Source organism: Bradyrhizobium sp. CCBAU 51627 (genome assembly GCF_028128765.1).
Taxonomy (GTDB): Bacteria; Pseudomonadota; Alphaproteobacteria; order Rhizobiales; family Xanthobacteraceae; genus Bradyrhizobium.
In genome coordinates, this window is record NZ_LBJG01000023.1 from 344,043 (window position 1) to 370,336 (window position 26,294).

General features: G+C 66.1%; 22 protein-coding genes. 12 read left to right on the forward strand and 10 right to left on the reverse strand.

What is annotated here, in order from left to right:
• The first annotated feature begins 27 nt into the window (after nt 1-27).
• Together XH88_RS13480 and XH88_RS13485 are read left to right on the forward strand one after the other, a co-directional pair.
• A complete protein-coding gene (locus tag XH88_RS13480; protein ID WP_271668775.1) occupies nt 28-1,761 on the forward strand; it encodes a thiamine pyrophosphate-requiring protein in 1,734 nt (577 codons plus the stop codon).
• A 210-nt stretch (nt 1,762-1,971) separates the two neighbouring features.
• A complete protein-coding gene (locus XH88_RS13485; protein ID WP_271668776.1) occupies nt 1,972-5,454 on the forward strand; it encodes a hypothetical protein in 3,483 nt (1,160 codons plus the stop codon).
• Nucleotides 5,455-5,616: 162 nt separating this feature from the next.
• Here XH88_RS13485 and XH88_RS13490 read toward each other — a convergent pair whose 3' ends face one another.
• Nucleotides 5,617-6,390, reverse strand: coding sequence for an MBL fold metallo-hydrolase (locus XH88_RS13490; protein ID WP_271668777.1), 774 nt, complete (start codon nt 6,388-6,390; stop codon nt 5,617-5,619).
• A 12-nt stretch (nt 6,391-6,402) separates the two neighbouring features.
• On the reverse strand, nt 6,403-7,311 hold the full coding sequence (locus XH88_RS13495; RefSeq protein ID WP_271668778.1) for a DMT family transporter: 909 nt from the start codon (nt 7,309-7,311) through the stop codon (nt 6,403-6,405).
• A 99-nt stretch (nt 7,312-7,410) separates the two neighbouring features.
• Between XH88_RS13495 and XH88_RS13500 the strand changes: the two genes are divergently transcribed.
• Nucleotides 7,411-8,274, forward strand: coding sequence for a LysR substrate-binding domain-containing protein (locus XH88_RS13500; protein ID WP_271668779.1), 864 nt, complete (start codon nt 7,411-7,413; stop codon nt 8,272-8,274).
• 90 nt (nt 8,275-8,364) lie between these two features.
• Here the strand turns inward: XH88_RS13500 and pdeM are convergent, their stop codons facing one another.
• The 4 genes from pdeM to XH88_RS13520 form a co-directional block, all read right to left on the reverse strand.
• Entirely contained in the window at nt 8,365-9,036 is a 672-nt protein-coding gene (gene pdeM / locus XH88_RS13505; protein WP_271668780.1) for a ligase-associated DNA damage response endonuclease PdeM, read from the reverse strand.
• 53 nt (nt 9,037-9,089) lie between these two features.
• Nucleotides 9,090-11,657 carry a ligase-associated DNA damage response DEXH box helicase gene (locus XH88_RS13510; RefSeq protein ID WP_271669059.1) on the reverse strand — a complete coding sequence of 856 codons (2,568 nt, stop codon included), beginning with the start codon at nt 11,655-11,657 and terminating at the stop codon, nt 9,090-9,092.
• A gap of 102 nt (nt 11,658-11,759) precedes the next feature.
• Entirely contained in the window at nt 11,760-12,989 is a 1,230-nt protein-coding gene (locus XH88_RS13515; protein WP_271668781.1) for an ABC transporter substrate-binding protein, read from the reverse strand.
• 117 nt (nt 12,990-13,106) lie between these two features.
• Nucleotides 13,107-14,033 (reverse strand): class I SAM-dependent DNA methyltransferase, encoded by a 927-nt coding sequence (locus XH88_RS13520; protein WP_271668782.1) that lies wholly within the window; start codon nt 14,031-14,033, stop codon nt 13,107-13,109.
• A gap of 64 nt (nt 14,034-14,097) precedes the next feature.
• Between XH88_RS13520 and XH88_RS13525 the strand changes: the two genes are divergently transcribed.
• From XH88_RS13525 to XH88_RS13545, 5 genes are all read left to right on the forward strand, one after another.
• Complete coding sequence (locus XH88_RS13525) at nt 14,098-15,132, forward strand: ligase-associated DNA damage response exonuclease (RefSeq protein ID WP_271668783.1); 1,035 nt, start codon at nt 14,098-14,100, stop codon at nt 15,130-15,132.
• Nucleotides 15,129-16,817 carry an ATP-dependent DNA ligase gene (locus tag XH88_RS13530; RefSeq protein ID WP_271668784.1) on the forward strand — a complete coding sequence of 563 codons (1,689 nt, stop codon included), beginning with the start codon at nt 15,129-15,131 and terminating at the stop codon, nt 16,815-16,817. The genes XH88_RS13525 and XH88_RS13530 overlap by 4 nt, the downstream gene beginning before the upstream one ends.
• Before the next feature lie 71 nt (nt 16,818-16,888).
• Nucleotides 16,889-17,191, forward strand: coding sequence for a DUF6460 domain-containing protein (locus XH88_RS13535; RefSeq protein WP_271668785.1), 303 nt, complete (start codon nt 16,889-16,891; stop codon nt 17,189-17,191).
• Between the two features lie 30 nt (nt 17,192-17,221).
• On the forward strand, nt 17,222-17,956 hold the full coding sequence (locus XH88_RS13540) for an MBL fold metallo-hydrolase (protein WP_271668786.1): 735 nt from the start codon (nt 17,222-17,224) through the stop codon (nt 17,954-17,956).
• Nucleotide 17,957: 1 nt separating this feature from the next.
• Nucleotides 17,958-19,283: an MATE family efflux transporter gene (locus XH88_RS13545; protein WP_271668787.1), complete on the forward strand. Its 1,326-nt coding sequence runs from the start codon at nt 17,958-17,960 to the stop codon at nt 19,281-19,283.
• 128 nt (nt 19,284-19,411) lie between these two features.
• On the opposite strand, the gene XH88_RS13550 is transcribed toward XH88_RS13545, so the two are convergent.
• Nucleotides 19,412-20,509, reverse strand: a complete 1,098-nt coding sequence (locus tag XH88_RS13550; protein ID WP_271668788.1) for a quinone-dependent dihydroorotate dehydrogenase — start codon at nt 20,507-20,509, stop codon at nt 19,412-19,414.
• Complete coding sequence (locus tag XH88_RS13555) at nt 20,506-20,850, reverse strand: DUF952 domain-containing protein (RefSeq protein WP_271668789.1); 345 nt, start codon at nt 20,848-20,850, stop codon at nt 20,506-20,508. The genes XH88_RS13550 and XH88_RS13555 overlap by 4 nt, the downstream gene beginning before the upstream one ends.
• 287 nt (nt 20,851-21,137) lie before the next feature.
• On the opposite strand from XH88_RS13555, the gene XH88_RS13560 reads away from it, so the two are divergent.
• The gene (locus XH88_RS13560; RefSeq protein WP_271668790.1) at nt 21,138-21,791 is read left to right on the forward strand and encodes a S24 family peptidase; all 654 of its coding nucleotides are present in this window, start codon (nt 21,138-21,140) and stop codon (nt 21,789-21,791) included.
• A 90-nt stretch (nt 21,792-21,881) separates the two neighbouring features.
• The gene (locus XH88_RS13565) at nt 21,882-22,634 is read left to right on the forward strand and encodes a carbonic anhydrase (protein WP_271668791.1); all 753 of its coding nucleotides are present in this window, start codon (nt 21,882-21,884) and stop codon (nt 22,632-22,634) included.
• 8 nt (nt 22,635-22,642) lie between these two features.
• On the opposite strand, the gene XH88_RS13570 is transcribed toward XH88_RS13565, so the two are convergent.
• Nucleotides 22,643-22,969 carry an antibiotic biosynthesis monooxygenase family protein gene (locus XH88_RS13570; RefSeq protein WP_271668792.1) on the reverse strand — a complete coding sequence of 109 codons (327 nt, stop codon included), beginning with the start codon at nt 22,967-22,969 and terminating at the stop codon, nt 22,643-22,645.
• 211 nt (nt 22,970-23,180) lie between these two features.
• On the opposite strand from XH88_RS13570, the gene XH88_RS13575 reads away from it, so the two are divergent.
• Nucleotides 23,181-23,951: a helix-turn-helix domain-containing protein gene (locus XH88_RS13575; RefSeq protein WP_271668793.1), complete on the forward strand. Its 771-nt coding sequence runs from the start codon at nt 23,181-23,183 to the stop codon at nt 23,949-23,951.
• Nucleotides 23,952-24,074: 123 nt separating this feature from the next.
• Nucleotides 24,075-24,560 (forward strand): cupin domain-containing protein, encoded by a 486-nt coding sequence (locus XH88_RS13580; RefSeq protein WP_271668794.1) that lies wholly within the window; start codon nt 24,075-24,077, stop codon nt 24,558-24,560.
• 12 nt (nt 24,561-24,572) lie between these two features.
• Here the strand turns inward: XH88_RS13580 and XH88_RS13585 are convergent, their stop codons facing one another.
• Entirely contained in the window at nt 24,573-26,216 is a 1,644-nt protein-coding gene (locus XH88_RS13585; protein WP_271668795.1) for a lysine--tRNA ligase, read from the reverse strand.
• Nucleotides 26,217-26,294 lie beyond the last annotated feature (78 nt).

Consider the following 26,294-nt stretch of genomic DNA (forward strand, 5'->3'; position numbering starts at 1 on the left):
TGTGTTGAGCTCGGAGATGAATAGACTATGCCGACCTACAGCACCGCGCACTACTTCCTCGAGGCCCTCGTCGATCTCGGGATCGACTACATCTTTGCCAATCTCGGGACCGACCACGTCCCGTTGATCGAGGAGATCGCCCGCTGGGACAGCGAGGGACGGCGGCATCCGAAGGTCGTCCTGTGTCCGCACGAGGTGGTCGCGGTCCACATGGCGGCGGGCTACGCGTTCGCGACCGGCCGCGGCCAGGCTGTGTTCGTCCATGTCGATGCCGGCACGGCCAATGCGTGCATGGCGATCCAGAATCTGTTTCGCTATCGCCTGCCGGTCATGTTGTTTGCCGGCCGGGCCCCATTCACGTTGCACGGCGAGCTGACCGGATCGCGAGATACTTATGTGCACTTCGTCCAGGACAGCTTTGACCAGGCGAGCATCGTACGCCCCTATGTGAAATGGGAATACACGCTTCCATCGGGCGTGGTGGTGAAGGAGGCACTCGCGCGTGCTGCGGCGTTCATGCACAGCGATCCGCCGGGGCCGGTCTACATGATGCTGCCCCGGGAGACCCTCGCGGAGATCCGGGACGAGCAGCAAATGCCCGGATATCCGCCGGCGCGGTATGGCTCCGTGAAGGCCGGCGGGATCGAGCCGGCGCGCGCGCGCACCGTCGCTGACGCGCTGATGGCGGCCGAGACTCCGATCGCGCTGACCGCCTATCTCGGACGTAATCCCGATGCCGTCGCCGTGCTCGAGCGCCTGGCGCTTGCCTGCGGCATTCGCGTGGCCGAATTCAATCCTGTCACGATGAACATTCCACAGCACTCGCCGTGTTTCGCCGGTGGCGATCCGGCCGCGCTGATCGCCAACGCCGACCTGGGATTGCTGGTCGATACCGACGTACCTTTCGTGCCGCAATCCGTGAACGCCGCGGATACGCTGCGCTGGATCCAAATCGATGTCGATCCGCTCAAGGCGGACATTCCGATGTGGGGCTTTGCCACCGACCTGCGCATCCAGGGGGATTCGGCGATCATCCTGCAGCAGGTGCTCGAGATCGTCGAAGCGCGCGCCGATGAAGCCTACCGAACGAAGGTCCGTCGCCGGATCGAGGGCTGGGAGCCGATCCGTGAGGCCGGCGAGGCAAAGCGACGATCCGCGGCCGCGCAAAAGGGCGAACCAGGCGCGATCAATCCGGGATTCCTCTTCGCGCGCCTCCAGGCGCTCCTGTCCGAGGACGACATCGTCCTCAATGAGGCCGTCCGCAATGCGCCCGTCCTTCAGCAGCAACTCCGCCGCACCAAGCCCATGACCTATGTTGGGCTGGCTGGAGGGGGGCTTGGTTTCAGCGGCGGCATGGCCCTCGGACTGAAGCTGGCCCAGCCTGCGCGGCGAATCGTGCAAATCGTGGGCGACGGCGCCTTCCACTTCTCCGCGCCGGACGCCGTGTACGCCGTGTCGCAACAATATCGGCTGCCGATTTTGACTGTCGTTCTCGATAACGGCGGCTGGCAGGCCGTCAAGGCCTCAGTTCAACGGGTTTATCCCGACGGAGAGGCACAGCAGGCCGACGCCTTTCTGTCCAAGCTCCGGACTGGACGTCAGGACGAACAGCGCCGGTTCGTCGATATCGCCCGTGCGTTCGGTGCTCATGGTGAGCGGATCACGGACCCGGACGGGCTCGATGAGGCGATCGCTCGTTGTCTTTACGCGATCGACGCAGGATGCGCCGCTGTCATGCATGTCGACGTCGTGCCGCTCTAGCTAGCGTCCCCGAACGCCAAGCCCCCAGGGTTCCCGCCGACCAACTTTAAGGTCCCCGGTCCGCATTCCTTAACCCGTTATTTACCGTAACAGGAAAAAGTCTGATTTCGAGGCAGACGACCCGCGCCAAATCCGATTGTCTTTGCAACGGCACGCGAGGGGAGACTGGAGGCGTCGGGTGGGGCGCCGGAGTCGGAACCGGACAGAGTCATGAATTCGCGCGTATCGTGGAGTGTTGACGGCATCGATCCATCCGTCCGAGAGCGGGCCGAAGCTGCTGCGCATCGTGCCGGCATGTCCCTCAACGATTGGCTGAACTCCACGCTCGGCGAGACTGCGCCGCCGAACTTTCGCGGGCCTTACGACCAGCGCCAGGATCAACCTCAACGTCAGGATCAACGTCCTGATCCGCGCTCAGCGCCGATGCCGAGCCGGGAGAGCCGCGAAGTTGCCGACATCCATCAGCGGCTCGACGCGATCACCCAGCAGATCGAACGGATTTCGAAGCCCGCGGCGCCGCGCCAAGGTGAAAGACAAGACTCCTCTCGTGAAAGAGACGTCTCGCGCGAGCAGGGCGTTGCCCGCCAGCTCAACGACGCGATCTCGCGGCTCGATGCCCGCCTGTCGCAGATCTCGCGCCCCCAGCAGCCTCAGGCTCAGCAACCTCAACAGCCTCAGCCGCCGCGACCGGCCCCGGTCGAGACCCGCCAGCGTCAGGCCGATGCGGTTGAACGCGCGGCCGCGCAAGTCTATCGCAACTCGCCTCCCCTGAGCCCCGCCTCGTTCGACGTCGCGGTGGCCGAGATCACCGCGCGCCAGAGCGAGCTCGACGGCTTCGCACCGCGACAGGTGCCGCCACGCGCCGCGCCGTCGATCGCGCCCTCGGCAGCACCCTACGCTGCCCCGATGCCGCCAGCCGCGCCTGCCTATGCTCCGCCGCCACCGCAAGCAGGGCCGGACTTCTCGTCGCTTGAACGTCATCTGCTCAAGATCACAAGCCAGATCGAATCGCTCCAACGCCCTGATCACACCGAGCAGGCGATCAACGCCTTCCGTTCCGAGCTCGCCGAGATCCGCGCCGCCATCACCGAGGCGATGCCGCGCCGCGCGATCGAATCGATCGAGAACGAAATCCGCTCGCTGCATCGTCGCATCGACGAGACCCGCTCCAACGGCACCGACGGCCAGGTGCTGTCAGGTATCGAGCGCGCGCTGTCCGACATCAAGCAGGTGCTGCGCACGCTGACGCCAGCCGAGCAGCTCACCGGTTATGACGAGGCGATCCGCAATCTCGGCGCCAAGCTCGACCTGATCCTGCGCGCCAACGACGATCCCTCGACGGTGCGCCAGCTCGAAGGCGCGATCGCGGCGCTGCGCGGCATCGTCTCGAACGTCGCGTCCAACGAGGCGCTGGCTCGCCTGTCCGAAGACGTGCAGCTATTGTCGTCCAAGGTCGATCAGATCACCCGCTCGTCCGGCCACAGCGACAGCTTTGCCATTCTCGAGCAGCGCATTGCCGCGCTCACCGCCGCGCTGGAAACGCGCGAGCGGCCGGCGCCTGCCGAAAGCACCGAGCATCTGGAAGCCGCGATCCGCGCGCTGTCGGACCGTTTCGACCGCATGCAGGTCGGCAACGATTCGGTCTCGACCTTCGCGCATCTGGAGCAGCGGGTCTCCTATCTGCTGGAGCGGCTGGAGGCCACCTCGGATTCGCGCGGCGGCAATTTTAGCCGTGTCGAGGACGGGCTGCACGATATCCTGCGGCACCTGGAGCGCCAGCAGGCAACCTATGCCGCGCTGGCCGAGAGCCGTAGTTCAGCGCCGGCTCCCGATCCGGAAATGGTCGATCTCGTCAAGCGCGAGCTCTCCGACCTCCGCTTCAGCCAGGCCGAGACCAATCGCAGCACGCAGGATTCGCTGGAGGCCGTGCACAACACGCTCGGTCATGTCGTCGATCGTCTTGCCATGATCGAGGGCGATCTGCGCGCGGTGCGTACCGCGCCGCCGGCGGCCGCGCCGATGCCGGCCGCCATGCCCGGGCAAACGTCAATGGCAGCTCCCATCGAGACGCCGATGGCGCGCGAGCAACGGCCGGCGCAACCGCCGAAATACGATCCCAAGCCCGAGCTGCCGAATCCGGCCGCCACGCAGCAAGCGGCGCATTCGGCTTTCGTGGCCGCCCCGCGTGAATTCCACGCCGCCGCGCCCGCAGCTCCACCGCCGGTGCCGCCGCGCGCGATCAGCGAGATCCTCGAGCCGCACACGGCGCCCGCGCGCGCCGCGATCGCGCCCGAGCTGCCGCCGGATCATCCGCTCGAGCCGGGCACGCGTCCGAACGGCCGTCCCGCCACGCCGTCCGAGCGCATTGCCGCGTCCGAAAGTGCAATCAGCGAAATCCCGACTGCGCCGAAGGAGCCGGTGTCGTCGTCGAGCTTCATCGCGGCCGCGCGCCGCGCCGCGCAAGCTGCTGCCGCGCAGCCGCAGGAGAAGCCCGCCCGCGGCGTCAAGGCCGCCATCGCGGCCCGCGCCAAGGGCCAGGGACAAGGAAAGCCCGCGGAAGGCGGCTCCACCATCACATCCAAGATCCGCTCGCTGCTGGTCGGCGCCAGCGTGGTCGTGATCGTGCTCGGCGCCTTCAAGATGGCGATGAATTTGCTCGACGGCGGCAGCCCGCCGCCCGCGCCGCAGGCGATGGAGGACACGTCGAGCCGGCCCGCGCCCCAGGCTCCGGCGCCGGTCGAAAGCAAGCCCGCCCTGCCCGATCAGGTCACGCCGTCGATGACCTCGCCGACGCCGATCGGCAAACAGTCCTTGAACAATGCCGCGCCGGCAGGAACCTCCGGCAGCACGGCTTCGGTCGAAATTCCGCCCGCACCCGCCGCAGCAACACCAACCTCGCCCGCTACGAACGGCGATGTCACCGGCGCGCTGTCGGGCACGAGCCGTGCACGTCTTGGCATGGTCCAGGTGCCGCCGAGCGAGAGGCTGCCTGACGGCATCGGCGGCCCGGGCCTGCGCACCGCCGCGATGAAAGGCGATGCGACCGCGGCCTATGAGATCGGCGTGCGTTTTGCCGAGGGCAAGGGCGTGGCTGCGAACTACGACGAAGCCGCCAAATGGTACGACCGCGCGGCGCAGGCCGGCGTGGTGCCCGCGACCTTCCGTCTCGGCACGCTCTATGAAAAGGGCCTCGGCGTGAAGAAGGACGCCGACATCGCCCGCCGCTACTACACGCAGGCCGCCGAGCGCGGCAACGCCAAGGCGATGCACAATCTCGCGGTGCTCGATGCCGATGGCGGCGGACGCGGCGCCAACTACAAGAGCGCGGCACAGTGGTTCCGGAAAGCGGCCGATCGCGGCGTTGCCGACAGCCAGTTCAACCTCGGCATCCTCTACGCCCGCGGCATCGGCGTCGAGCAGAACCTGGCCGAGTCCTACAAATGGTTCAGCCTCGCCGCGGCCCAGGGTGATGCGGATTCGGCGAGCAAGCGCGACGACGTCGCCAAGCGCCTCGACCCGCAATCGCTCGCCGCCGCCAAGCTCGCGATCCAGACCTTCAGCGCCGAGCCGCAGCCCGACGACGCCGTCAACGTTCCGGCGCCCGCCGGCGGCTGGGACAGCGCCCCGCAGGCGGCCACCAAGCCCGCGCCGAGGTCGGTCGCGACGAAGAAGACGGCGTCAGCGGCGCGTTAGGGCCGCGTTCCGCGCTCGTGCCCCGGACGCAGCGCAGCGTCTCTTCGACGATGCGCTGCAGAGCCGGGGCCCATCTCACCAAATACCGCGTGGCCATCTCGTGTCCCGGCTCTGCGCAGCAGCGTTGCACGCTGCAGCGCGTCCGGGACACGAGAGAGGGAGTCACGGCGCCTCGATCACCGTCGCCACGCCGGGCTCCAGCAGGCGCAGCCGCGGTCCGAAACCGAGAGCGTCGAACGTCTTGCGCAGGTCTTCGCCGTTCTGGCGGAAATGCGCCCAGCCTTCGGTGTGCACGGGCACGATCATCGCATCGGGAAAGGCGCGCGCGGTCTCGATGGTGTCGTTGGTGTCCATGGTGAGATGGAACGGCCCGCGGGTTTGCGCGGCGCCCGCGAAGGGCAGCACCACCCCGCATTTGAAGCGGCGCGCGACTTCGGCGACGCCGTCGAACCAGGTGGTGTCGCCGCTGATATAGACCGGGCGCGTGTCCTTGCGGCTCGACTGCACCACGAAGCCGATGACATCGCCCGACAGCGGCTCGATGCCGGCCGGGCCGTGGCGCGCCGGCGTCGCGGTGATCGTCAGCGTGTTGCCGTCATCGTCCTTCAGATGCGCGGTTGCCCAGGGTGCGAGGCCCTCGACATGGCCGCCGAGGCGTTTTGCGCCGGCCTCCGTCGTCAGTGCACGCGGCGCTTTCAGCACAAAGTCGCGGCCGGAATTGTCGAGATTGTCCGAATGCTGGTCGTGGCTGAGCAGCACGGCATCAACAGGGCCGATCGCGTCGGCCTTCATCGCGGGGCCGGTCGTCTTCTCCAGCTTCACATGCGGCAGCTGGTAGGCGCCCGGCGCATCGAAGGTGGGATCGGTGAGCAGGCGAAAGCCGTCGATCTCGATCAGCGCGGTCGGGCCGCCGATCAGGGTGATGGAAACAGGCATGAGGAACTCCTCTTACACGACGGGCTTTGAGGGGCGGGTCACCAGGTAAATGCCGAGCGCCACCGGAATGATCCCGAGCAGGTCACGCGGCTCGACATGCTCGCCGAGCACGATAAAGGCGAACAGCATGCCGAGCGGCGGCATCAGGAAATGATAGGCACTGGCCGCGGTCGCGCCACACACTTTCAGGAGATGAAACCAGAGCCAGTAGGCCATGATCGAGCCGCCGAGCACGAGGAAGGCGAAGGCACCGATCAGGCTCGGGGTGACATCGATGGCGTGAACGTCGGCAAAGGTGAGCGCGACTGGCGTCAACACGATGCCGGCGGCAAGATTCTGCACGCCATTGCCGATCCACAAGCTCCCCTTTGGCGCGAACAGCTTGAACAGGATGGTGCCGGCGACGATGGAGGCGAGTGAGGCCAGCGTGAAGACGATGCCGTGCAGGCTATCGGTGCCGACCGAGAGGCGGTGCCAGACGATAGCCGTGACGCCGATGATCCCGAGCAACAGGCCGCTCGCCTTGCGCCAGGTCATGCCCTCGCCAAGCAGCAGCGCCGCGAGCGCGGCGGTGAACACCGGATTGGCCGAGACGATCAGACCGCCGAGGCCGGCGGAGACCGACTGCAGGCCGGTGTAGCCGAGCCCGAGATAGAGCGCGTTGTTGGCAATCCCGAGCACGACGAAGACAAGCGCATCGCGCCACGACAACGACCACTCGCCACGGATCAGCGTGGCGCCCAGGATCAAAATGCCCGCGAGCGAGAAGCGCGCAGCGAGCAGGATCAGCGGCGGGCAATGGGTGACGCCGATCTTGCCGGCGACGAAGGCGTAGCTCCAGAGCAGGCAGAACAGGCCGATCGCGAGCGGAAGCGTACTGAAACGGCTGCGAGGCGCGGGGATCGAAGTGGCGAGGGACATGAGGGCATTCTCCTGGGCCCTCGATCTAGGGACTGGCCTTGCCATTTGGAAATTAAATGATTAACTCGAAATCAGTGGGTTTATGAATGGAGAGCGTCCATGCTCGATCTGGAGCTCCTGCGCAGCTTCGTCTCGGTGGTGGAAGCCGGCGGCTTCACCCGCGCCGGAGAGCGCGTCCACCGCACGCAATCGACGGTCAGCCAGCAGATCAAGCGGCTGGAGGAGGATGTCGGCCAGGTGCTGCTGCACCGGGACGGCAAGGACGTGCGTCCGACCGAAGCCGGCGAGCGGCTGCTCTCCTATGCACGGCGGCTGCTGATGCTGGCGGAAGAGGCGCGCGACGTGCTGCGCGAGCCCGACAGCGAAGGCGCGATCCGGCTCGGCATCCCCGAGGACTTTGCCGCCTACCGGCTGGCGAAACTGCTGGGCGCGTTCTCGCGCTCGCATCCGACCCTGCGGCTCGACGTGCGCGCCGACCAGAGCAAACATCTCGCACGCGATCTCGAACGCGGCGAGCTCGACCTTGCGCTCTACAAGCGCGAGGCCGGTGCCAAGGACGCCATTGCGGTGTGGCCGGAGCGGGTGCACTGGGTCACCAGCAAGAGCCACCCTGTCGACGTCGACGCGCCGTCGGTGCCGCTGATCGGCTTTCCGCTGGGCTGCATCTACCGCGCCGGTGCCATTCACGCCCTGGAGAGCGCCGGCCGCGCCTGGCACACCGCGTATACGTCATCGAGTCTCGCCGGCATCCAGGCGGCCGTCGCCGCCGGCATGGGCCTCGCCATCCTGTCGGAGATGTCGATTCTATCAGATCACCGCGTGCTCACCGCCAAGGACGGCTTTGCACCGATCAACAAGACCGAGGTGGCGCTGATGGCCGCGCCCGGCGCCAGCCCCGCGACGCTGCGGCTCGCGGATCGGCTCGCGGAGTTCTGCGAGGACGTGCAGGCGAAGGCGGCGTGAGCTTGCAGCGATCATCGCAAGCTTGCCGCCGCAGCTGTGCGCGTGGCAAGCAGCGTGCATCCAATGCTCTCTATTCTACAAGCCTGCGCCTCACCAACACCGCGACGCGGCGATCGCATGGACGCGACGGTCGCCGAGCAGGTGGGCGACAAAGCCGTTTGTCGGAAAGATCCTTGCAAACGCGGCATCACGGATGCTGAGGCCGCCGGCATAGGCGCCGAAGGCCGGCATCACGGCGCGCAACCCGTCGCTGGCGAAGCAGCGCCGCTCCATCGAGCGGCCGCGCGCGGAGACGCGGGCCTTGGGATGGAGGTGGCCGGCGATCTCGCCACGCGCGCCTGATGGCTCGTGGCGGAAGGTGACCGGGCCGACGGCGACTTCGTCGGCGACGGTGCCGCCGAGATCGCGCGGCAGCGCGGGATCATGATTGCCCGAGACCCAGATCCAGTCGCGACCGCTCTGGAGCGCGGCGAGGGCATCGCGATCGTCCGCCGACAGGCGCTCATGCGCGGCGCGGTCGTGAAAGCTGTCGCCGAGCGCGATCACGGTGCGTGGGTTATGGCGGGAGATGACAGCAGCGAGCCGGCCGAGCGTGGCAACGGTATCGTAAGGCGGCAACAGCACGCCGCGCGTGGCAAAACTTGAGCCTTTTTCCAGGTGCAGATCGGAAACGACGAGCAGGCGTTGCTCCTCCCAGACCAGCGCGCCGGAGAGATCGGCCGCAAAGGTCACATCGCTGATGCTGACCCTGGAAACGCGCATCTCCTCGTCATCCCCCGAAACCTGCGCGCCCACCCTCACGTCAAAACCTGCGTCTATCCCATCGCTTCCTTGACCAGCTCGTCGGCGGCTTCCGCCAACAGCTCGTCTGCAGCTTCGCCATAAACTGACTCGCGGCCGATTTCCAGCATCACGGGAACGGCGAGCGGGGAGACGTGATCGAGTTCCCGATGGGTGATGCGGCCCTGGATGCGCATCAGCATGTCGCTGAGGCGGCGCAGGTCGAGCAGGCCGGTGGCAGCGTCGGCGCGCGCGGCGCGCAACAGGACGTGATCGGCCTGGTGCTTGCGCAGGACGTCGTAGACGAGATCGGTCGAGAACAGCACCTGGCGGCGGCTCTTCTCTTCGCCGGTGTGGCGGCGCGCGATCAGGCCGGAGATGATCGCGCAGTTGCGGAAGGTGCGTTTCATCAGCGCGGATTCGGCAAGCCAGGCCTCGAGGTCGTCGCCGAGCATGTCGGGGTCGAACAGCGCGTTGAGGTCGATCCTGCCATCGCGGATCATGAAGGAGAGATCGCCGAGCGCCCAGATCGCGACCGCATATTCGTTGGCGACGAAGCCGAGCGGCCGGGCGCGGGCGCGCTCCAGGCGGCGCGTCAGCAGCATGCCGAGGGTCTGGTGCGCGAGACGGCCTTCGAAGGGATAGCAGACGATGTAATGCTTGTTGGCGCGCGGAAAACTCTCGACCAGCAGCTCGCGCACCGCCGGTACGCGCGAAGCTTCCTTCTGCAGCGACAGCCAGTCGCGCACCTGCTCCGGCAAGCCGCGCCATGCGCTGGAATCATCGAGCAGGCGGCGCACGCGCTCGGCGAGATAGGTCGAAAGCGGGAACTTGCCGCCCATGTAGGACGGCACTTTCGGATCCCTGTCGTGCGCGCGCGAGACGTAGACCTGGTCCTCGACCAGGGTCTCGTAGCGCACCACCTCGCCCGAGAACACGAAAGTGTCGCCGGGCGAGAGGCCCTCGATGAAGGCCTCCTCGATTTCGCCGAGCAACCGGCCGCCGCGGGCGATCACGCCGGTCGAACCGGTACCACTGCTGCGTGAGCGCACCAGGCGCACCTTCAGCATGTCGTCCTCGACGATGGTGCCGACATTCATCCGGTAGCTCTGCCGCACTTTCGGATTGGCGACGCGCCAGCGTCCCTCCTTGTCCTGCTTGATGCGGGCGAAGCGCTCATAGGTCTTCAGCGCGTAGCCGCCGGAGGCGACGAAATCGACGACATCGTCAAAATCCTGCCGCGACAGGTCGGCGTAAGGCGCGGCGGTGCGGACCTCGGCATAGAGCTCATCCGCGAGAAACGGCTCGCCGCAGGCGCAGCCGAGCACGTGCTGGGCCAGCACATCGAGCGCACCGGTCCGAAGCGGCGGAGTATCCTGCGCATTCTCGGCGATGGCGTCGATGGCGACGCGGCATTCCAGCACCTCGAAACGGTTGGCCGGCACCAGCACCGCGCGCGAGGCTTCTTCGAGACGGTGATTGGCGCGGCCGATGCGCTGCATCAGGCGCGAGGAGCCCTTGGGCGCGCCGATATTGACGACGAGATCGACGTCGCCCCAGTCGACGCCGAGGTCGAGCGAGGAGGTGCAGACCACGCCGCGCAGTCTGCCCGCCGACATCGCGTCCTCGACCTTGCGGCGCTGCGCGACGTCGAGCGAGCCGTGATGCAGGGCGATTGCGAGCCCATCGTCGTTCATGCTCCAGAGATTCTGGAACAGCATCTCGGCCTGGCTGCGGGTGTTGACGAAGACCAGCGTGGTCTTGTTCGCCTTGATCAGCTCGTAGATTTCCGGGAGCGCATGCCGCGCGCTGTGGCCGGCCCAGGGCAGCCGCTCGCGCGTGTCGAGCATCTGAACGAGTGGCGGCGCGGCGCCTCCGGCGACGACGATGTCGGCCGCTTCCTCTTTGCCTTCGGGCTGCGGCACCAGGAAGCGCGCGAGCTGATCCGGCTCGGCCACGGTCGCCGACAGGCCGATCGCGCGCATTTGCGGCGCGAGCCGCCACAGCCGCGCGAGGCCGAGCGAGAGCAGATCGCCCCGCTTGGAGGTCACCAGCGCATGCAGCTCATCGAGCACGATGCGCTTCAAGGACGAGAACAGGAAGGGCGCATCGTCGGAGGACAGCAGCAGCGCGAGCTGCTCGGGCGTCGTCAGCAGAATGTCGGGCGGATAGCGCCGCTGGCGCTGGCGCCGCGACACCGGCGTATCGCCGGTGCGGGTCTCGACCTTGATCGGCAGACCCATCTCCGCGATGGGACGCTCCAGGTTGCGGGCGATGTCGACGGCCAGCGCCTTGAGCGGCGAGATGTAGAGCGTATGCAGGCCGCCGCTGCGCTGCACGGCGCGGCCGGTGGAGACGACGGACTTCGCCGGAGAAGAGGTCGGCGGAGAGCTCAGCTCCACCAGCGTCGGCAGAAATCCCGCCAGCGTCTTGCCGGCGCCGGTCGGCGCGATCAGGAGCGCGCTGGCATCCTCGCGCGCCTTTTCCAGCAGCGCGAGCTGGTGCGCACGCGGCGACCAGCCGCGGGCCGCGAACCATCGCTGGAAGCGGTCAGGCAGCAGCGTCTCGGGCTCTACCGATATTTTGCGGATGCGGGGCGGCACGGCCTCACAGGTAAGCCGTGGGGACGGGTTCGTCGAGGGGCGGCGTGCCGTGGACACCGTCTTCCTCCTCTCCCCTTACAAGGGGAGAAGGAAAGAAGCACCCTACTCCGACATCGGCTTGTCGGAGATGTCCCAGTCCTTGCCGCTGAAGATCGAGATGTAGAGCGTTTTCATCGGCGTGTAGTCGTCGGGCGTGTAATCGTAGGTGACGCCGTCGAGGAAATAGGGCGAGTGGAAGCCCTTCAGGTTGGAGGCCTGCTTCAGCACGTTGGCGCGTGTGAGCTCGTCGCCGCAGCGGCGCAGGATCTCGCCCATGGTGACGGCCTGGCCGTAGCCGGCAAAGGCGATGGTGTTGTCGGGGTCGATGGTCGGGATGTACTTCTTGCGCAGCTCCTCGAACGCCATCACGTCGGGGTCCTTCTCCCATTTCGGCAGGCCGACCTCCTTGTTGTAGCGGATAGCGACGATACCGGCGCAGTTCTCGAGGCCGGCGGCATTGAGGATCGAGCGGCCGGTCGAGCCCGCCGACAACAGCTGCAGCGGCTTCCAGCCGAGCTCGGCGACTTTGCGGATCGATTGCGACGAGGCCTTGCCGGTCGAGATGTTGTAGAAGACGTCCGCGCCCGACTTCGAGAGATTGATGAGCTGGGAATCGACCGTCGGATCGGTGAGATCGTAGGTCTGCTCCATGATCACCTGCGCGGTGCCGCCGGCATCGGCGAGCACCTTCTTGAAGGGCCCGAGGAAGTCGCGGCCGAAATCGTCGTTCTGGTAGAGGATGCCGACCTTGGCGTTGGGCTTCACGCTGACGACGTGCCGCGCCAGGATGCGCGCCTCGGTCGGATAGAGCGGCAGGCCCGCCATGGTCCACTTGAACTCTTTCGGGTTATTCCATTTCGACGCGCCGGTGTTGAGCAGCAGCTGCGGCACGCCCTTCGCGTTCAGGTATTTGTGCACGGCGGTCTGCGGCGCGGTGCCGAGCGAACCATACAGCGCCAGCACTTCCTCCTGCTCGACCAGGCGCCGCGTCGCCTCGACGCATTTGGGCGCGCTGTAGGCGTCGTCCATGGTGAGGAACTTGATCTTGCGCCCGTTGATGCCGCCCTTCTCGTTCAGCATCTGGAAATAAGCTTCGCCAATGCGGCCGAGCACGCCGTAGAGCGAGCCGGGACCGGAATGCGGCACGGTCTGCCCGATCTTGATCTCGGTGTCGCTGGCGCCAGCATCGTATTTCTTCTCGGCGGCCCGGACGTAAGGCGCGGGCAAGACCGATGCGGCAATGCTGGCGAGCGCGGCGGCGCCGATATCGCGCCGCGATGGATTCTTCGTCATTGTTGTTTTCCTCCCTGATGCTGCGCATTGTGCTGGCTTCGCACCGCGCATCGCAAGTAGGAAGTCGTCGCTTTGCGGCGCAATGACGCTTAATTTGCAGTGACCTAGCGTCTAGACTCAAGTTTTCTCGGCAACGACGACGAGGCCGCGCACGGGCTCGTTGTTCTCGTTGCGCGGCGAGGCCGGCTCGAGCGTGAGCAGCTTGAGTCCGGCCTTCGCGATCGCGCCGCGCACATATTCCGCCGAGTGGGCATAGCGCAGGCCGTCGCCGAGCACGATGCCATCGCCCGCATGCGTCTCCAGCGTGAAGGCGAGCACGCCGCCGGAGACGAGCACGCGCCTGGCCTCGGTGAGAACAGGCGCGAGATCGGAGAGATAGACGAATGCGTCCGCGGCGACGACGAGGTTTGCGCTGGCGTCACTCTTCGCACGCAGGCCCTCGATCATGTCGGCGACCTCGAGCTCGGCATAGAGGCCGGTGGCTCGCGCCTCCTTGATCATGCCGGGCGAAAGATCAATGCCGATGAAATGATCGACCTGCTTGGCGAAGGCCGCCGCGGCGAGTCCGGTGCCGCAACCGAGATCGATGGTGCGCTTGAAGAAGGCCGGCTTCTTTGCCGCAACGCGCGCGGCCAGCACCGCCTTGAAGATCAGCGCCGGCGCGCGATAGCCGAGATCCTTGATCAGCGCGTGCTCGAAGCGCGGCGCGTATTGATCGAACAGCGCCTGCACATAGGCCTTGGGCATCTCCGCCATCTCTGCGTCGCCAAGCCGCATCAGATGCAGGCCGGCACCGTGCTGGTCTTCGGGGTCGGATCGCCGCGCTTCACGGAAGGCCGCGATGGCCTTATCGCGCTCGCCGAGCTGCTGGCGGATCTCGCCGAGCGTGAACCAGGCCGAGGTGAAGTTTGGCGCGAGCTCGATCGCCTGCTCCAACAGGTCGGCGGCGGCGGGCAGATCGCCCTTGAGCTGGAGGTCGCGCGCGAACTCGAAACGGCGGTCGGCCATGAGATCGCCGGAGGTCAGGAACAGGCGGAGCGGCATTGGGAACCAGGAAGCGAAACGGTGATGACTCGAAGATGCGGTTGAGCGACCTATATAGCAGGGCATGCGCCCGCAAGACATCCTGCTGCCAACTGCTGACGGCCTGTGCTGCAAGCCCGGCGGCTTCCATATCGATCCCGTCCGCCCGGTCGCGCGGGCCGTAATCACGCACGGCCATTCCGACCATGCCCGCGCCGGCCATGGCGCGGTGCTGGCGACGCAGGAAACGCTCGACATGATGCGGCTGCGGCACGGCGAGAATTTTGCCGGATCAACGCAAGCGATCAGCTATGGCGAGGAGATCCGGCTCGGCGACGTCAAAGTGAAATTTCACCCGGCCGGCCACGTGCTGGGCTCGGCGCAGATCGCCGTGACCAGCAAGGATACCTGCATCGTCGCCTCCGGCGACTACAAGGACGCTCCCGACCCGACCTGCGTCCCGTTCGAGCTCGTGCCTTGCGACGTCTTCATCACTGAGGCCACTTTTGGCCTGCCGGTGTTTCGCCATGGCGATGCTGCCGATGAAGTCAAGAAGCTGCTTGCATCCGTAGCGCTGTTTCCGGAGCGCGCGCATCTGGTCGGCGCCTATTCGCTCGGCAAGGCCCAACGCGTGATCGCGCTGCTGCGCCGGGCCGGCTATGACGCGCCGATCTATCTGCATGGCGCGATGGAGGCGATCACGCACTACTACCAGAGCCGCGGCATCGCGCTCGGCGAGCTCAGGCCGGCGCTGGGCGTGAAGAAGGCGGCGCTATCAGGCACCATCACGCTGGCGCCGCCGTCGGCAACTGCGGACCTCTGGACGCGCCGCTTTCCCGATCCCGTCACCGCCTTCGCTTCTGGATGGATGCGCGTGCGCGCCCGCGCCCGGCAGCGCGGCATCGAACTGCCGCTGGTGATCTCCGACCATGCCGATTGGGACGGCCTCACCGCGACGATCGCGGCGACCGGCGCCGGCGAGATCTGGGTTACCCACGGCCAGGAAGATGCGCTGGTACATTGGTGCAAGACGCAAGGCCTGCGCGCGCGGCCGCTCGATCTCGTCGGCTATGGCGAGGAAGAAAGCGAGACGCCGATTCAAGGCGAGGCCGAGGCATGAACCGCTTCGCCGAACTGCTGGACCGCCTCGCCTACGAGCCCGGCCGCAACAACAAGCTGCGGCTGCTGTCCGGCTATTTTCGCGAGGTTGGCGATCCGGATCGCGGCTACGCGCTGGCGGCGCTCACGGGTGCGCTGAGTTTCAAGCACGCCAAGCCCGCGCTGATCCGCGATCTCATCGCCTCCCGCACGGACGAGGTGCTGTTCGGGCTGAGCTACGATTACGTCGGCGATCTCTCCGAGACAGTGGCGCTGATGTGGCCGAAGGCCGCGATGGCGGCTCACAACAACCCGCCGCCCCCGACCCTCACCGAAGTCGTCACCACGCTGCGCACGCTCGGCAAGACCGAATTGCCAAAGCAGCTCGCACGCTGGCTCGACGAGTTGGACGAGACCGGCCGCTGGGCGCTGCTGAAACTCGTCACCGGCGCGATGCGCATCGGCATCTCCGCACGGCTGGCCAAGACCGCGGCGGCCGCGCTCGGCGACAAGGACCCGCATGAGATCGAGCTGATCTGGCCCGGCCTTTCGCCGCCTTATCTCGACCTGTTCGCCTGGCTGGAAGGCCGCAGCCAGAAGCCGGTCAATCGCGATCCCGCGCCGTTCCGCCCGGTGATGCTGGCGCATGCGATCGAGGACTCGGACTTCCAAAGCCTCGATCCCGCCGACTACATCGCGGAATGGAAATGGGACGGAATCCGCGTGCAGGCCGTCGCCGGCCGCGACGACAGCGGACACATCACCGCACGTCTCTATTCGCGCACCGGCGAGGACATCACCGGCAGCTTCCCGGACCTCGTGCCGTCGCTGCGCCTGCCCGGCGCGATTGACGGCGAGCTGTTGATCCTGCGCGAAGGACGCGTGCAAAGCTTCAACGTCCTGCAACAGCGGCTCAACCGCAAGGTGGTCTCGCCGAAACTGATCAAGGAGTTTCCGATCCATCTTCGCGCCTACGACCTGCTCGGCGACGACGAGAACGATCTGCGCGAGCTGCCGTTTGCGGAGCGGCGCGAGCATCTAGAGCGGTTTATCGGAAAGCTCGGCGATTCCCGCATCGATCTGTCGCCCACCGTCCCCTTCGCGAGTTGGGACGCGCTCACCGCGGCGCGCGCCGATCCCGCGAGCGCGGGCGCCGGCGAGGATGCCGATGCCGTCGAAGGCGTCATGCTGAAACGGCGCGATGCGCCTTACCTGCCGGGACGGCCGAAGGGGCAGTGGTGGAAGTGGAAGCGCGATCCGCACATCATCGACGCGGTGCTGATGTATGCGCAACGCGGCCACGGCAAGCGTTCGTCCTATTATTCCGACTACACCTTTGGCGTCTGGACCGAGACCGAGACCGGCGAGGAGCTGGTGCCGGTCGGAAAAGCCTATTTCGGCTTCACCGACGAGGAGTTGCTCCAGATCGACCGCTTCGTCCGCCGCAACACCACGGAGAAGTTCGGACCGGTCCGCCATGTCGTGCACGAAGGGGACAAGGGGCTGGTGCTGGAAGTCGCCTTCGAGGGCCTGCAACGCTCGCCGCGGCACAAATCCGGCGTCGCGATGCGTTTCCCCCGCATCAACCGCCTGCGCTGGGACAAGCCGCCGCGGGAGGCGGATAGGCTGGAGACGCTGGAAAAGATGCTGAAGGAGGACGAATCCCTACCTACAATTAAGGTTGCGGCGTCGGCCGACGGTCATTGACGCACCGTAGCGGGTTCCCCATGTCCCCCGCCGTGACCTATAATGGGGCGAATCCCCGCGAGGAGTTTGAGATGGCCCACGACGTCAGAGATTTGCCGGCCGGCCCCAGCGATGGCCTGCACCGCTTTCTCGGCGGCTCGCCGCTGACGGTCGCGTTTCGCCTGGTGCTGCTCTCGATCCTGGTCGGCGTCGTGCTGGCCGCGATCGGTTTCGATCCCTGGAACATCATCACCAGCATCCGCCTCTTGTTCCGGCGGCTGTGGGATCTCGGCTTCGATGCCGTGAACTGGCTGTGGCGCTACTTCCTGCTCGGCGCGGTCATCGTGATCCCGGTCTGGTTCTTGTCGCGTCTCTTCGGCTCGCCGCGCCGCTAAATCGGGTCTGACACAGGGGGCCCGCAGCCGATGCAATTACGCTTTGTCGGCTGCGGCGACGCCTTCGGCTCCGGGGGCAGGCTCAACACCTGCTTCCATGTCTCTGGTCGCACAGCGAATTTCCTGATCGATTGCGGCGCCTCTGCCCTGTCGGCGCTGAAACGGCTCGAGATCGAACGCAACGAGATCGATCTCATCCTCATCACGCATTTCCACGGCGACCATTTTGCCGGTCTGCCGTTCTTTTTACTCGACGCGCAGTTTTCGCGGCGGACGAAGCCGCTGACCGTCGCGGGCCCGCAAGGCATCGAGATGCGGCTCAAACAGGTCATGGAGGCGCTGTTCGAGCACTCCTCCAAGACCAGGCAGCGTTTCGAACTCAACGTTGTCGAACTGGCGCCGGAGCAGAGCCGAAGCTTCGGCGCGGCGACAGTGACACCCTACCCGGTCGTGCACGGTGAATCCGGCGGGCCGTTCCTGGCCTACCGCATCGACGTCGAAGGCCGCACGCTCGCCTACAGCGCCGACACCGAATGGACGGAGACGCTCATTCCGCTGGCGCATGGCGCGGACCTTTTCATCGCGGAAGCCTATATGTACGAGAGGGTGGTCAAGAACCATCTCAGCCTGAAGACCTTGGAACAGCATCTGCCGGCAATTGGGGCAAAGCGCCTCGTCCTCACTCATATGAGCGATGACGTGCTGTCGCGTCTCGATGACATCGAACATCTCGCGGCCGAAGACGGCATGGTGCTGGTGTTCTGACATGAACGCACCGCTTCCTCAAAGGGTCGGCTCGCGCCAGGTCTTCGCCATCGCCGGTCCCGCGATGGTCGCGAACCTGACCACGCCGCTGATCGGCGTGGTCTCGACCACCGCCATCGGCCGGCTCGACGATGCCGCGCTGCTCGGTGGCGTCGCGATGGCCTCCGTCATCTTCGACTGCCTGTTCTGGTTGTTCGGCTTCCTGCGCATGAGCACGCTCGCCTTCACCGCGCAGGCGCTCGGCGCCGGCGAGACGCGCGAGCAGACCGTGATCCTGGTGCGCGGCTTCATCGTCGCCGGCCTGATCGGCGGCACACTGATTGCGTTGCAGATGCCGCTGGCCGGGGCTCTGTTCGACCTGATGGGCGGCAGCGAGGGCGTCACGCGCGCCGCCAAGACCTATTTCATGATCCGGATCTGGTCGTCGCCGTTCGCCTTCGCCAATTACGTCGTTCTCGGTTGGCTGGTGGGTCAGGCCCGCGCCAATCCGGCGCTCGCGCTCCAGGTCGTCATCAATCTCGTCAATATGGCGGCGACGATTTTGCTGGTGCTGGTCTACGACACCGGCATCGCGGGCGCGGCGATTGCCGCGCTGCTGTCGGAGAGCATCGGCTTCGTGCTCGGCGTCATCGTCTGCCGACGCCATGCGCATGGCGGCCTTGCCATTCCGCGCGCGACGCTGTTCGACCGCGCCAAGCTGATGCGACTTCTTGCTGTCAATTCCGACATCATGATCCGAACCGCGGCGCTGATCAGCGTGTTCCTGTTCTTCACCGCCAAGGGCGCGCGCGCCGGCGACGTCACGCTGGCGGCGAACTCTGTGCTCAACAATTTCCTGCTGGTCAGCGCCTTCTTCCTCGACGGCCTCGCCAATGCCGCCCAGCAGCTCTGCGGCCGCACCTTTGGCGCACGCGATGCCAGGGGTTTTGCCGATTCGACCCGGCTGGTGCTGCTGTGGGGCCTCGGCTTTGCACTTGTTGTCGCGGTGCTGTTCGCACTGTTCGGGCCTGACATGATCAACTTCATGACCGCGAGCGAGGACGTTCGCCGCGCCGCGCGCGAATTCCTGCCATTCGTCCTGCTGGCTCCGATCCCCGGCGTGTTCGCGTTCGGTTTCGACGGCATCTATGTCGGCGCCACCTGGGCGCGTGAGATGCGCAACCTGATGCTGACCTCGCTCGCGATTTTCCTGGCGGTATGGTGGGCGCTGCAATCTCTCGGCAATGCCGGATTGTGGTGCGCGCTGCTCGCATTCTACCTCGCGCGCGGCGGCTTGCAGGGCGCGAGATATCCGGCGCTGTATCGGGCGACGTTCGCCAAGCCGTAGCTCTCGTGTCCCGGACGCGCGAAGCGCGAGCCGGCACCCAGACATGCGGCGGCATGGGCGCCGGTTCAGCAGCGCATCACGCCGCGAAGACGCGGCGCACTGCGCTGCGCCCGGGGCACGAGATCCAACTACATCCCCGGCCAGTCTTCCGCCGTGAGGGTCGCCGCATCGGCGCCGACGATCTCCGACAGCGAATCCCGCCCCGTGCGCAACAGCGTCGACGTCAGATCGCGCTTGATCTCGTCGACGAGGCCGAGGCCCTTGTAGACCAGCGAGGAATAAAGCTGGATCAGGCTGGCGCCGGCGCGGATCTTCGTCAGCGCCGCGCCGCCGGAGTCCACTCCTCCGACACCGATCAGCGGGAACGCGCCCTCGACGCGTACATAGGTCTCCGCGACCATGCGCGTCGACAGCCGGAACAACGGCCGTCCGGACAGGCCGCCCTGCTCCTTCGCCCGCATCTCCTCGCGCAGTGTGCTCGGCCGTGCGATCGTCGTGTTCGACACGATCATGCCGTCGACCCGGCGCGAGCGCGCGACCTGCACGATATCGTCGAGCTGGGCGAGGCTGAGGTCGGGCGCGATTTTCAGCAGTACCGGCGTGTCGCCGGCCTTCTGCCTGACACGCTCGCGCGCATCGATCACGCGTCCGAGCAGATCGTCGAGCAGCGCGCCTTCCTGCAGGTTGCGCAGGCCCGGCGTGTTCGGCGAGGAGACGTTGACGGTGAAATAGCTCGCGACCGGCGCGAAGGTCTCGATCAGCTTGACGTAGTCGGCGACGCGGTCAGGCGAATCCTTGTTGGCGCCGACATTGACGCCGACGATGCCGCCGTTCGCAGCGCGCGCGGCAAGCCGGCGCAGCACCGCTTCCGCGCCGTCGTTGTTGAAGCCCATGCGGTTGATGACGGCCTCGTCGCGCTCGAGCCGAAACAGCCGCGGTCGCGGATTGCCGGCTTGCGGCTTCGGCGTGACCGAGCCGATCTCGACAAAGCCGAAGCCGAGCCGCAGCAGCGCGTCGGGCACCTCCGCGCTCTTGTCGAAGCCTGCGGCCATGCCGATCGGGTTGGGAAAGTTGAGCCCGAAAGCGCGCACCGCAAGCTTGGGGTCGTCCGGCCGCGGTTTCACCGGCGGCAGGAAGCGCAGGCCCTGGATCGCGAGCCGGTGCGCATCCTCCGGATCGAGCCAGCGCAGCACCGGCAGCGAGAATGCATCGAAAGCGCGGATCACGGGGCAAGCTCCGGAACGTCGTGCCCGCCATCCGAGCGTATGTTGAGGTTTATCACCGAAAGCACGGCGTCGAGATCGAGTTCGCCATACAGGTGCGGAAACAGCTCCTCACTGCGCGAGCGCTCCCAGCGCAGCGCGCTTCCGAGCGCATCGCCGTCGACCTCGACCAGGAACAGCGCGCGCTGGCCGAAATAATGCTTGCGCAGGGTCTCCGGAACCTGGGGCGCGGTCGAGAAATGGATGAATCCGTCTCGCGCGTCATCCGCGCTTCCCCGATACACGCCCTGCCGTTCCGCCTCGCGCCAGGCCGAGGCCGGACAGATTTTGTAGATCTTGACCACCTGGTGCGGCGTCCTACTTGCTCTTTGAGTCTGTTGGGGTTTTCGGCCCGTATTGAGGACCCAAGGCGCGACCGTAAAGGCCGCCTTCCCTGAACTCAAGACCTAGAGCCTTTTCCATTCCGATTTCATCGGACCGGGGCTCTGGATTGGTGTTTTGACGCGTTTTCCTGACGCGAACCGGTACCCACATCGCCTGCAAACGCTTTCGCCGCCGCCCCTTGCGCAACAAACGGAAAACCGGTTGATTTGAGGACAGTTTTCCTGAGTTGCGACAGGCTGGACCTACCATGGTCAAACAGGCCAAAGCGCAGAGGATGCTGACCCACGACCAGATCTGGGCCGCACTGGATCGTCTGGCCGCGCGCGCCGGACTGTCGCCGTCCGGCCTCGCCAAGCGGGCCGGGCTCGACCCCACCACCTTCAACAAGTCGAAACGCGTCACCTCCGACGGTCGCGAACGCTGGCCCTCCACTGAATCGGTCGCCAAGGCGCTGGCGGCGGCAGACTGTTCGATCGACATTTTTGCCAGGCTGATCGGCGATGATTCCGGCGACGGCCGCACCGTACCGCTGCTCGGCTTCGCACAAGCAGGCGCGAGCGGCGCGTTCGACGAGCAAGGCTTGCCCTCCGGCAAAGGCTGGAGCGAGATCGCGCCGCCCGTCGCCGAGGACAACAGCACTTTCGCGCTGGCAATTTCCGGTGATGCGCTGCTACCTGCCTACCGCGACGGTGACGTCATCCTGGTCTCGCACGGCGCGCCGATCCGCAAAGGCGATCGTGTCGTGGCAAAGACGAAGACGGGCGAGGTGATCGCGGCGACGCTGAAGCGCCGCACGGCGAAGGCAGTCGACGTGCAGCCGTTCGACGCCGCGCGGCCCGAGCGCAAGGTGGCGGCGAGCGACCTTGCCTGGATCGCGCGGATCGTGTGGACGAGCCAGTAGATTCAGCGGGGGATCTCCATTGCGACTCACCGTTCCTCTCGCATAGGTTGCAGCCGATCTTGCCGACCGAATTCACTGAGGGGGAATACGATGAATCGTCGTCACGCATTGAAGGCGCTTGCAGGTCTCGCGCTGTGTCCGCTTTGCAAGCCGGCCTTCGCCGCCGAGGGCGTGCACTGGAGCTATGAAGGGGCCGGCGCTCCCGCCAAATGGGGCGATCTCGACCCGGCCAACAAGGCCTGTGCGGTCGGCCTGCAGCAATCGCCGATCGATATCGAGGCGACGGTCAAATCGCAACTGCCGGCGCTGAAGCTGAACTGGGGCAAGAGCGCCGACACCATCGTCAACAACGGCCACACCATCCAGCTCAACTTCGCCGAGGGCAGCACGCTTCTTCTCGGCGACGTCAAATACAAGCTGGTGCAGGTGCATTTCCACCGGCCGAGCGAGCACTTGGTCGGCGGCAAGAACTTTCCGATGGAAGCGCATTTCGTCCACCGCAACGAGGCCGGCGGGCTCGCCGTGGTCGGTGTGCTGATGGCGGAAGGCAAGCCGAACCCGGCGTTCGGCAAGATCGTCAAGACCATGCCGGCGGCGGAAGGCCCTGCGGTGAAGGCGGATGCGGGCATCGATCCCCACGCCCTGCTGCCGCACAGGCTGAGCTATTTCCGCTATCCCGGCTCGCTGACGACGCCGCCCTGCTCGGAAGTCGTGGAATGGCTGCTGCTGACCGACCCGATCCAGGTGTCAGCCGCAGATGTCGCCGCGTTCGCAAAGCTCTACCCGATGAACGCGCGCCCCGTGCAGAAGGACAACAGGCGCTACGTGCTCAAGTCGATCTGAGACGCAGCTCAGGTGCCCGGGACGTTGGGGCGGATGTCCACGACGACCTCATAATTGGCGGCCGTGGCATCGAAGGCGGTCAGCATGGCCTGCGCCTCCGGGGCGACAATGGCCTTGTCGGCATCCGGCCCCGTGAAGGCGCGGATGCTGTCGAGGTCCTGCCACAGCGTCAGCGCCAGCAGTTCGGTGCCATCCTCGACGTCACGACGCAACAACGAGGCGCCGGAAAAGCCGTCGATGGCCCGAAGATGCGGCACCACCCGGGTCGCGAAGTGATCTTGATACAGGGCGGCCTTGTCGCGCGTGGCCGCCGCACGCCAGATGCGGGCGATCATCCCTTCTCTCCCAGGCTTGCAGCGCCGAGTTTCGGCGATGCTCGCGGAACCGTATTGGCTGAAATTTGAGGCAACCCCGTTCCGATTTTGCCCTCGTGCGAAACCGGCCGGTGCGTCATGATGCGGGAAAGACAGGACACGCAGGCCGAGAATGGCGCGCCGGCAGACTGGCAACCACACGAGCTATTGGCGCAGCCACCGAATCCCCGGCATGAGCCTGCTGCGCGCCGATTTCCGTCATCATGACTACGGTTCACACACCCATGATGCCTATGTGATCGCGGTGACCGAGTCCGGCGGCGCCGAGATCCGCAATCGCAATATCGTGCAAAGGGTCGACGCCGCCACGCTGTTCGTCTCCAACCCCGACGATCGGCAGTCGGCGCGGATGGGCGATAGCGAACGCTGGTGCTATCGCGCTTTCTATCTTGCGCGGCCCGCGATCGACGACCTCGCGCGGCGCTTGGGCACCCCCTGCCTGCCCCACCTCGAAGAGAGCATGCTCGACGACGGCGACCTGATCGGACGCTTCCACCGGCTGCACCGCATGCTCGAAACCGGTCAGGACGATCTGTTGGTCGATGAGCTCGTCGCGGGCGCCTTCGGCTGTCTGTTCGCGCGCCATGGTGACGGACGCCGTCCCCAAATCCCTGCCAACCGCGATGCCATCGTCACGCGGCTGATCGCCATGATGCGGGAGCGTCATGCCGAGAATCTGAGCCTGGACCAGCTCGCCCGCCACGCCGGCCTCACCAGCTTCCAGCTGATCGGCCTGTTCAAGCGCACGGTTGGACTCACCCCGCACGCCTATCTCGTTCACATCAGGCTCAAGGCGGCTTGCCGTCACCTGAGACACGGCCATTCGCTGGCGGACAGCGCGCTGGCGGCGGGATTTTGCGATCAGGCCGCACTCAACAAGCACTTCAGACGCTGCTACGGCATCACGCCCCTGCAGTTTGCGCAGGCCGTGCGGGCTGGCTGACGCCGCAATTTCAGCAAATACTTTCAGGGAAGACACCCCTTACAGCGACGCCTTGAGGCCACCAATGACCCCGATGCGCGCAGCGGATGCTGCGCCGGTCCCTGGCCCGACGGAGAAAGCGAAGTGACCACGCCATCGAAACCGAGCGCTCCGGCATTCGATCCGGACGACGTGAGCGAGAGCAATTTCACGAGCTATCCGGAGATACACCGCGCCGCCAACCAGACACGCTACAATCGCCGGCTCGGCAACCATGCGGCTTTGAAGAATTTCGGCGTCAACCTGACGCGCATCATTCCAGGCGGGCAGTCCTCGTTCCGCCACGCGCATTCGCGCCAGGATGAATTCGTCTTCGTCCTCGAGGGCGAGGTCGTGCTCGAGACCAATTCCGGCGCGCAGGTGCTGACGGCGGGCATGTGCGCCGGCTTCCCCGCCGGCACCGGCGACACTCACCGTTTCATCAATCGCACGACGCGTGACGTGAAGCTGCTCGTGATCGGCGACCGCACGGCGGGCGACGAGATCAGCTATCCCGACGTCGACATGCACGCCGTGCTTGGACCGGACGGCGTCTACAAATTCACGACCAAGGCCGGCGATCCGCTGTAGAAGCAGGTCGGCCTACGCGCTCCGCGCCAGCGCCCCGTCGATCATGTTGACCGCATTCTGCACGCCATAGACCGCGACGAAGGAGCCGAAGCGCGGGCCCTTCTCCTGGCCGAGCAGGACCTGGTACAGCATGTTGAACCAGTCGAGCGTGACGCCGGGACGGCCGTCCTTGCCCTTCTTGACCTGGTCGAGGAACGGCTCGCGGCGGCCGATCTCGTAGACGACGTTCTGGATGTCCTCGGCCGAGGCGTCCTGCGGCAGCTGTGACAGCGCATCGCGGAGATCCTGCAAGGCCGCGCGCTCGGTGTCGGTCGGCTCGCGGAATTGCTTCGTCGGGGCGACGAAGTCGCGATAGTAGTTGATGGCATAGCCGACCATCGCATCAAGCTTCGGATGCGTCTGCGGGCTCACGCCCGGACGATAGCGGCCGATGAAGCCCCACAGCGTCTCGGCGTTTTCCGCGTTCGAGGATGACACCAGCGTCAGCAGCAGCTGGAACGTCACGGGCATGTCGCCCCGCGGCGGCTTGCCGTTGTGGATGTGCCAGACCGGATTGCCGAGCTGCTGCTTGGCGTCCTGCCTGGCGAAGCCGTCGATGAACTGCTGGTAGTCGTCGACATTGCGCGGGATGACGTCGAAATACAGCCGCTTCGCCGCCTTGGGCTCGCGATACATGAACAGCGACAGCGATTCCGGGGAGGCGTAGCGCAGCCACTCGTCGATGGTGAGGCCGTTGCCCTTCGACTTCGAGATCTTCTGGCCCTTCTCGTCGAGGAACAGCTCGTAATTGAAGCCTTCGGGCGGCGTGCCGCCGAGCGCCCTGGCGATCGCGCCCGAGAGCTTGACGGAATCGATCAGGTCCTTGCCGGCCATCTCGTAGTCGACGCCGAGCGCGACCCAGCGCATCGCCCAGTCGGCCTTCCACTGGCATTTGACATTGCCGCCGGTGACAGGCGTTTCGACTTCCTGATTGGTATCAGGGTCGACATAGGTGACGGTGCCGGCCGCGACGTCGCGGCGGATCATCGGCACTTGCAGCACGACGCCCGTGGTCTTGCTGACGGGCAGGAACGGCGAATAGGTCGCGCGGCGATCGGGACCGAGCGTCGGCAGGATGATCGCCATCACCTTGTCGTAGGCGGCAAGCATCTTGAGCAGCGTCGCGTCGAAGCGGCCGGACTTGTAGTAGACGGTCGAGCTCGCGAACTCGTAGTCGAAGCCGAAATGATCCAGGAACGCGCGCAGGCGCGCGTTGTTGGCGTCGCCAAACGACGGATGCTCGTTCGAGAACGGATCCGGCACCGCGGTGAGCGGCCGCCCCAGATATTGCGCCAGCAGCTCCTTGTTCGGCACGTTGTCAGGCACCTTGCGGAAGCCGTCCATGTCGTCGGAGAAGGCCAAGAGGCGCGTCTTGATCCTGTCCTCGGTGAGCACGCGGAAGGCATGCCGCACCATCGAGGTTCGGGCGACCTCGCCGAACGTGCCGATATGCGGCAGGCCGGAGGGACCGTAACCGGTCTCGAACAGCACCTCGTCCTTCGGGCTCTTCTTCAACCGCGCTACAATGGCCTTCGCCTGCTCGAACGGCCAGGCGTTGGATTGCTCGGCGAGCGCACGAAGATCGCTCGGGGTCATGTTGGGATCGATAACGGACATCAAGGGGCCTCCGGGCCGCGGAAAATAGCGATTTCCGGGCAGAATGCAATTTTGTGGGGCGACGCAGCCGCCTCCACC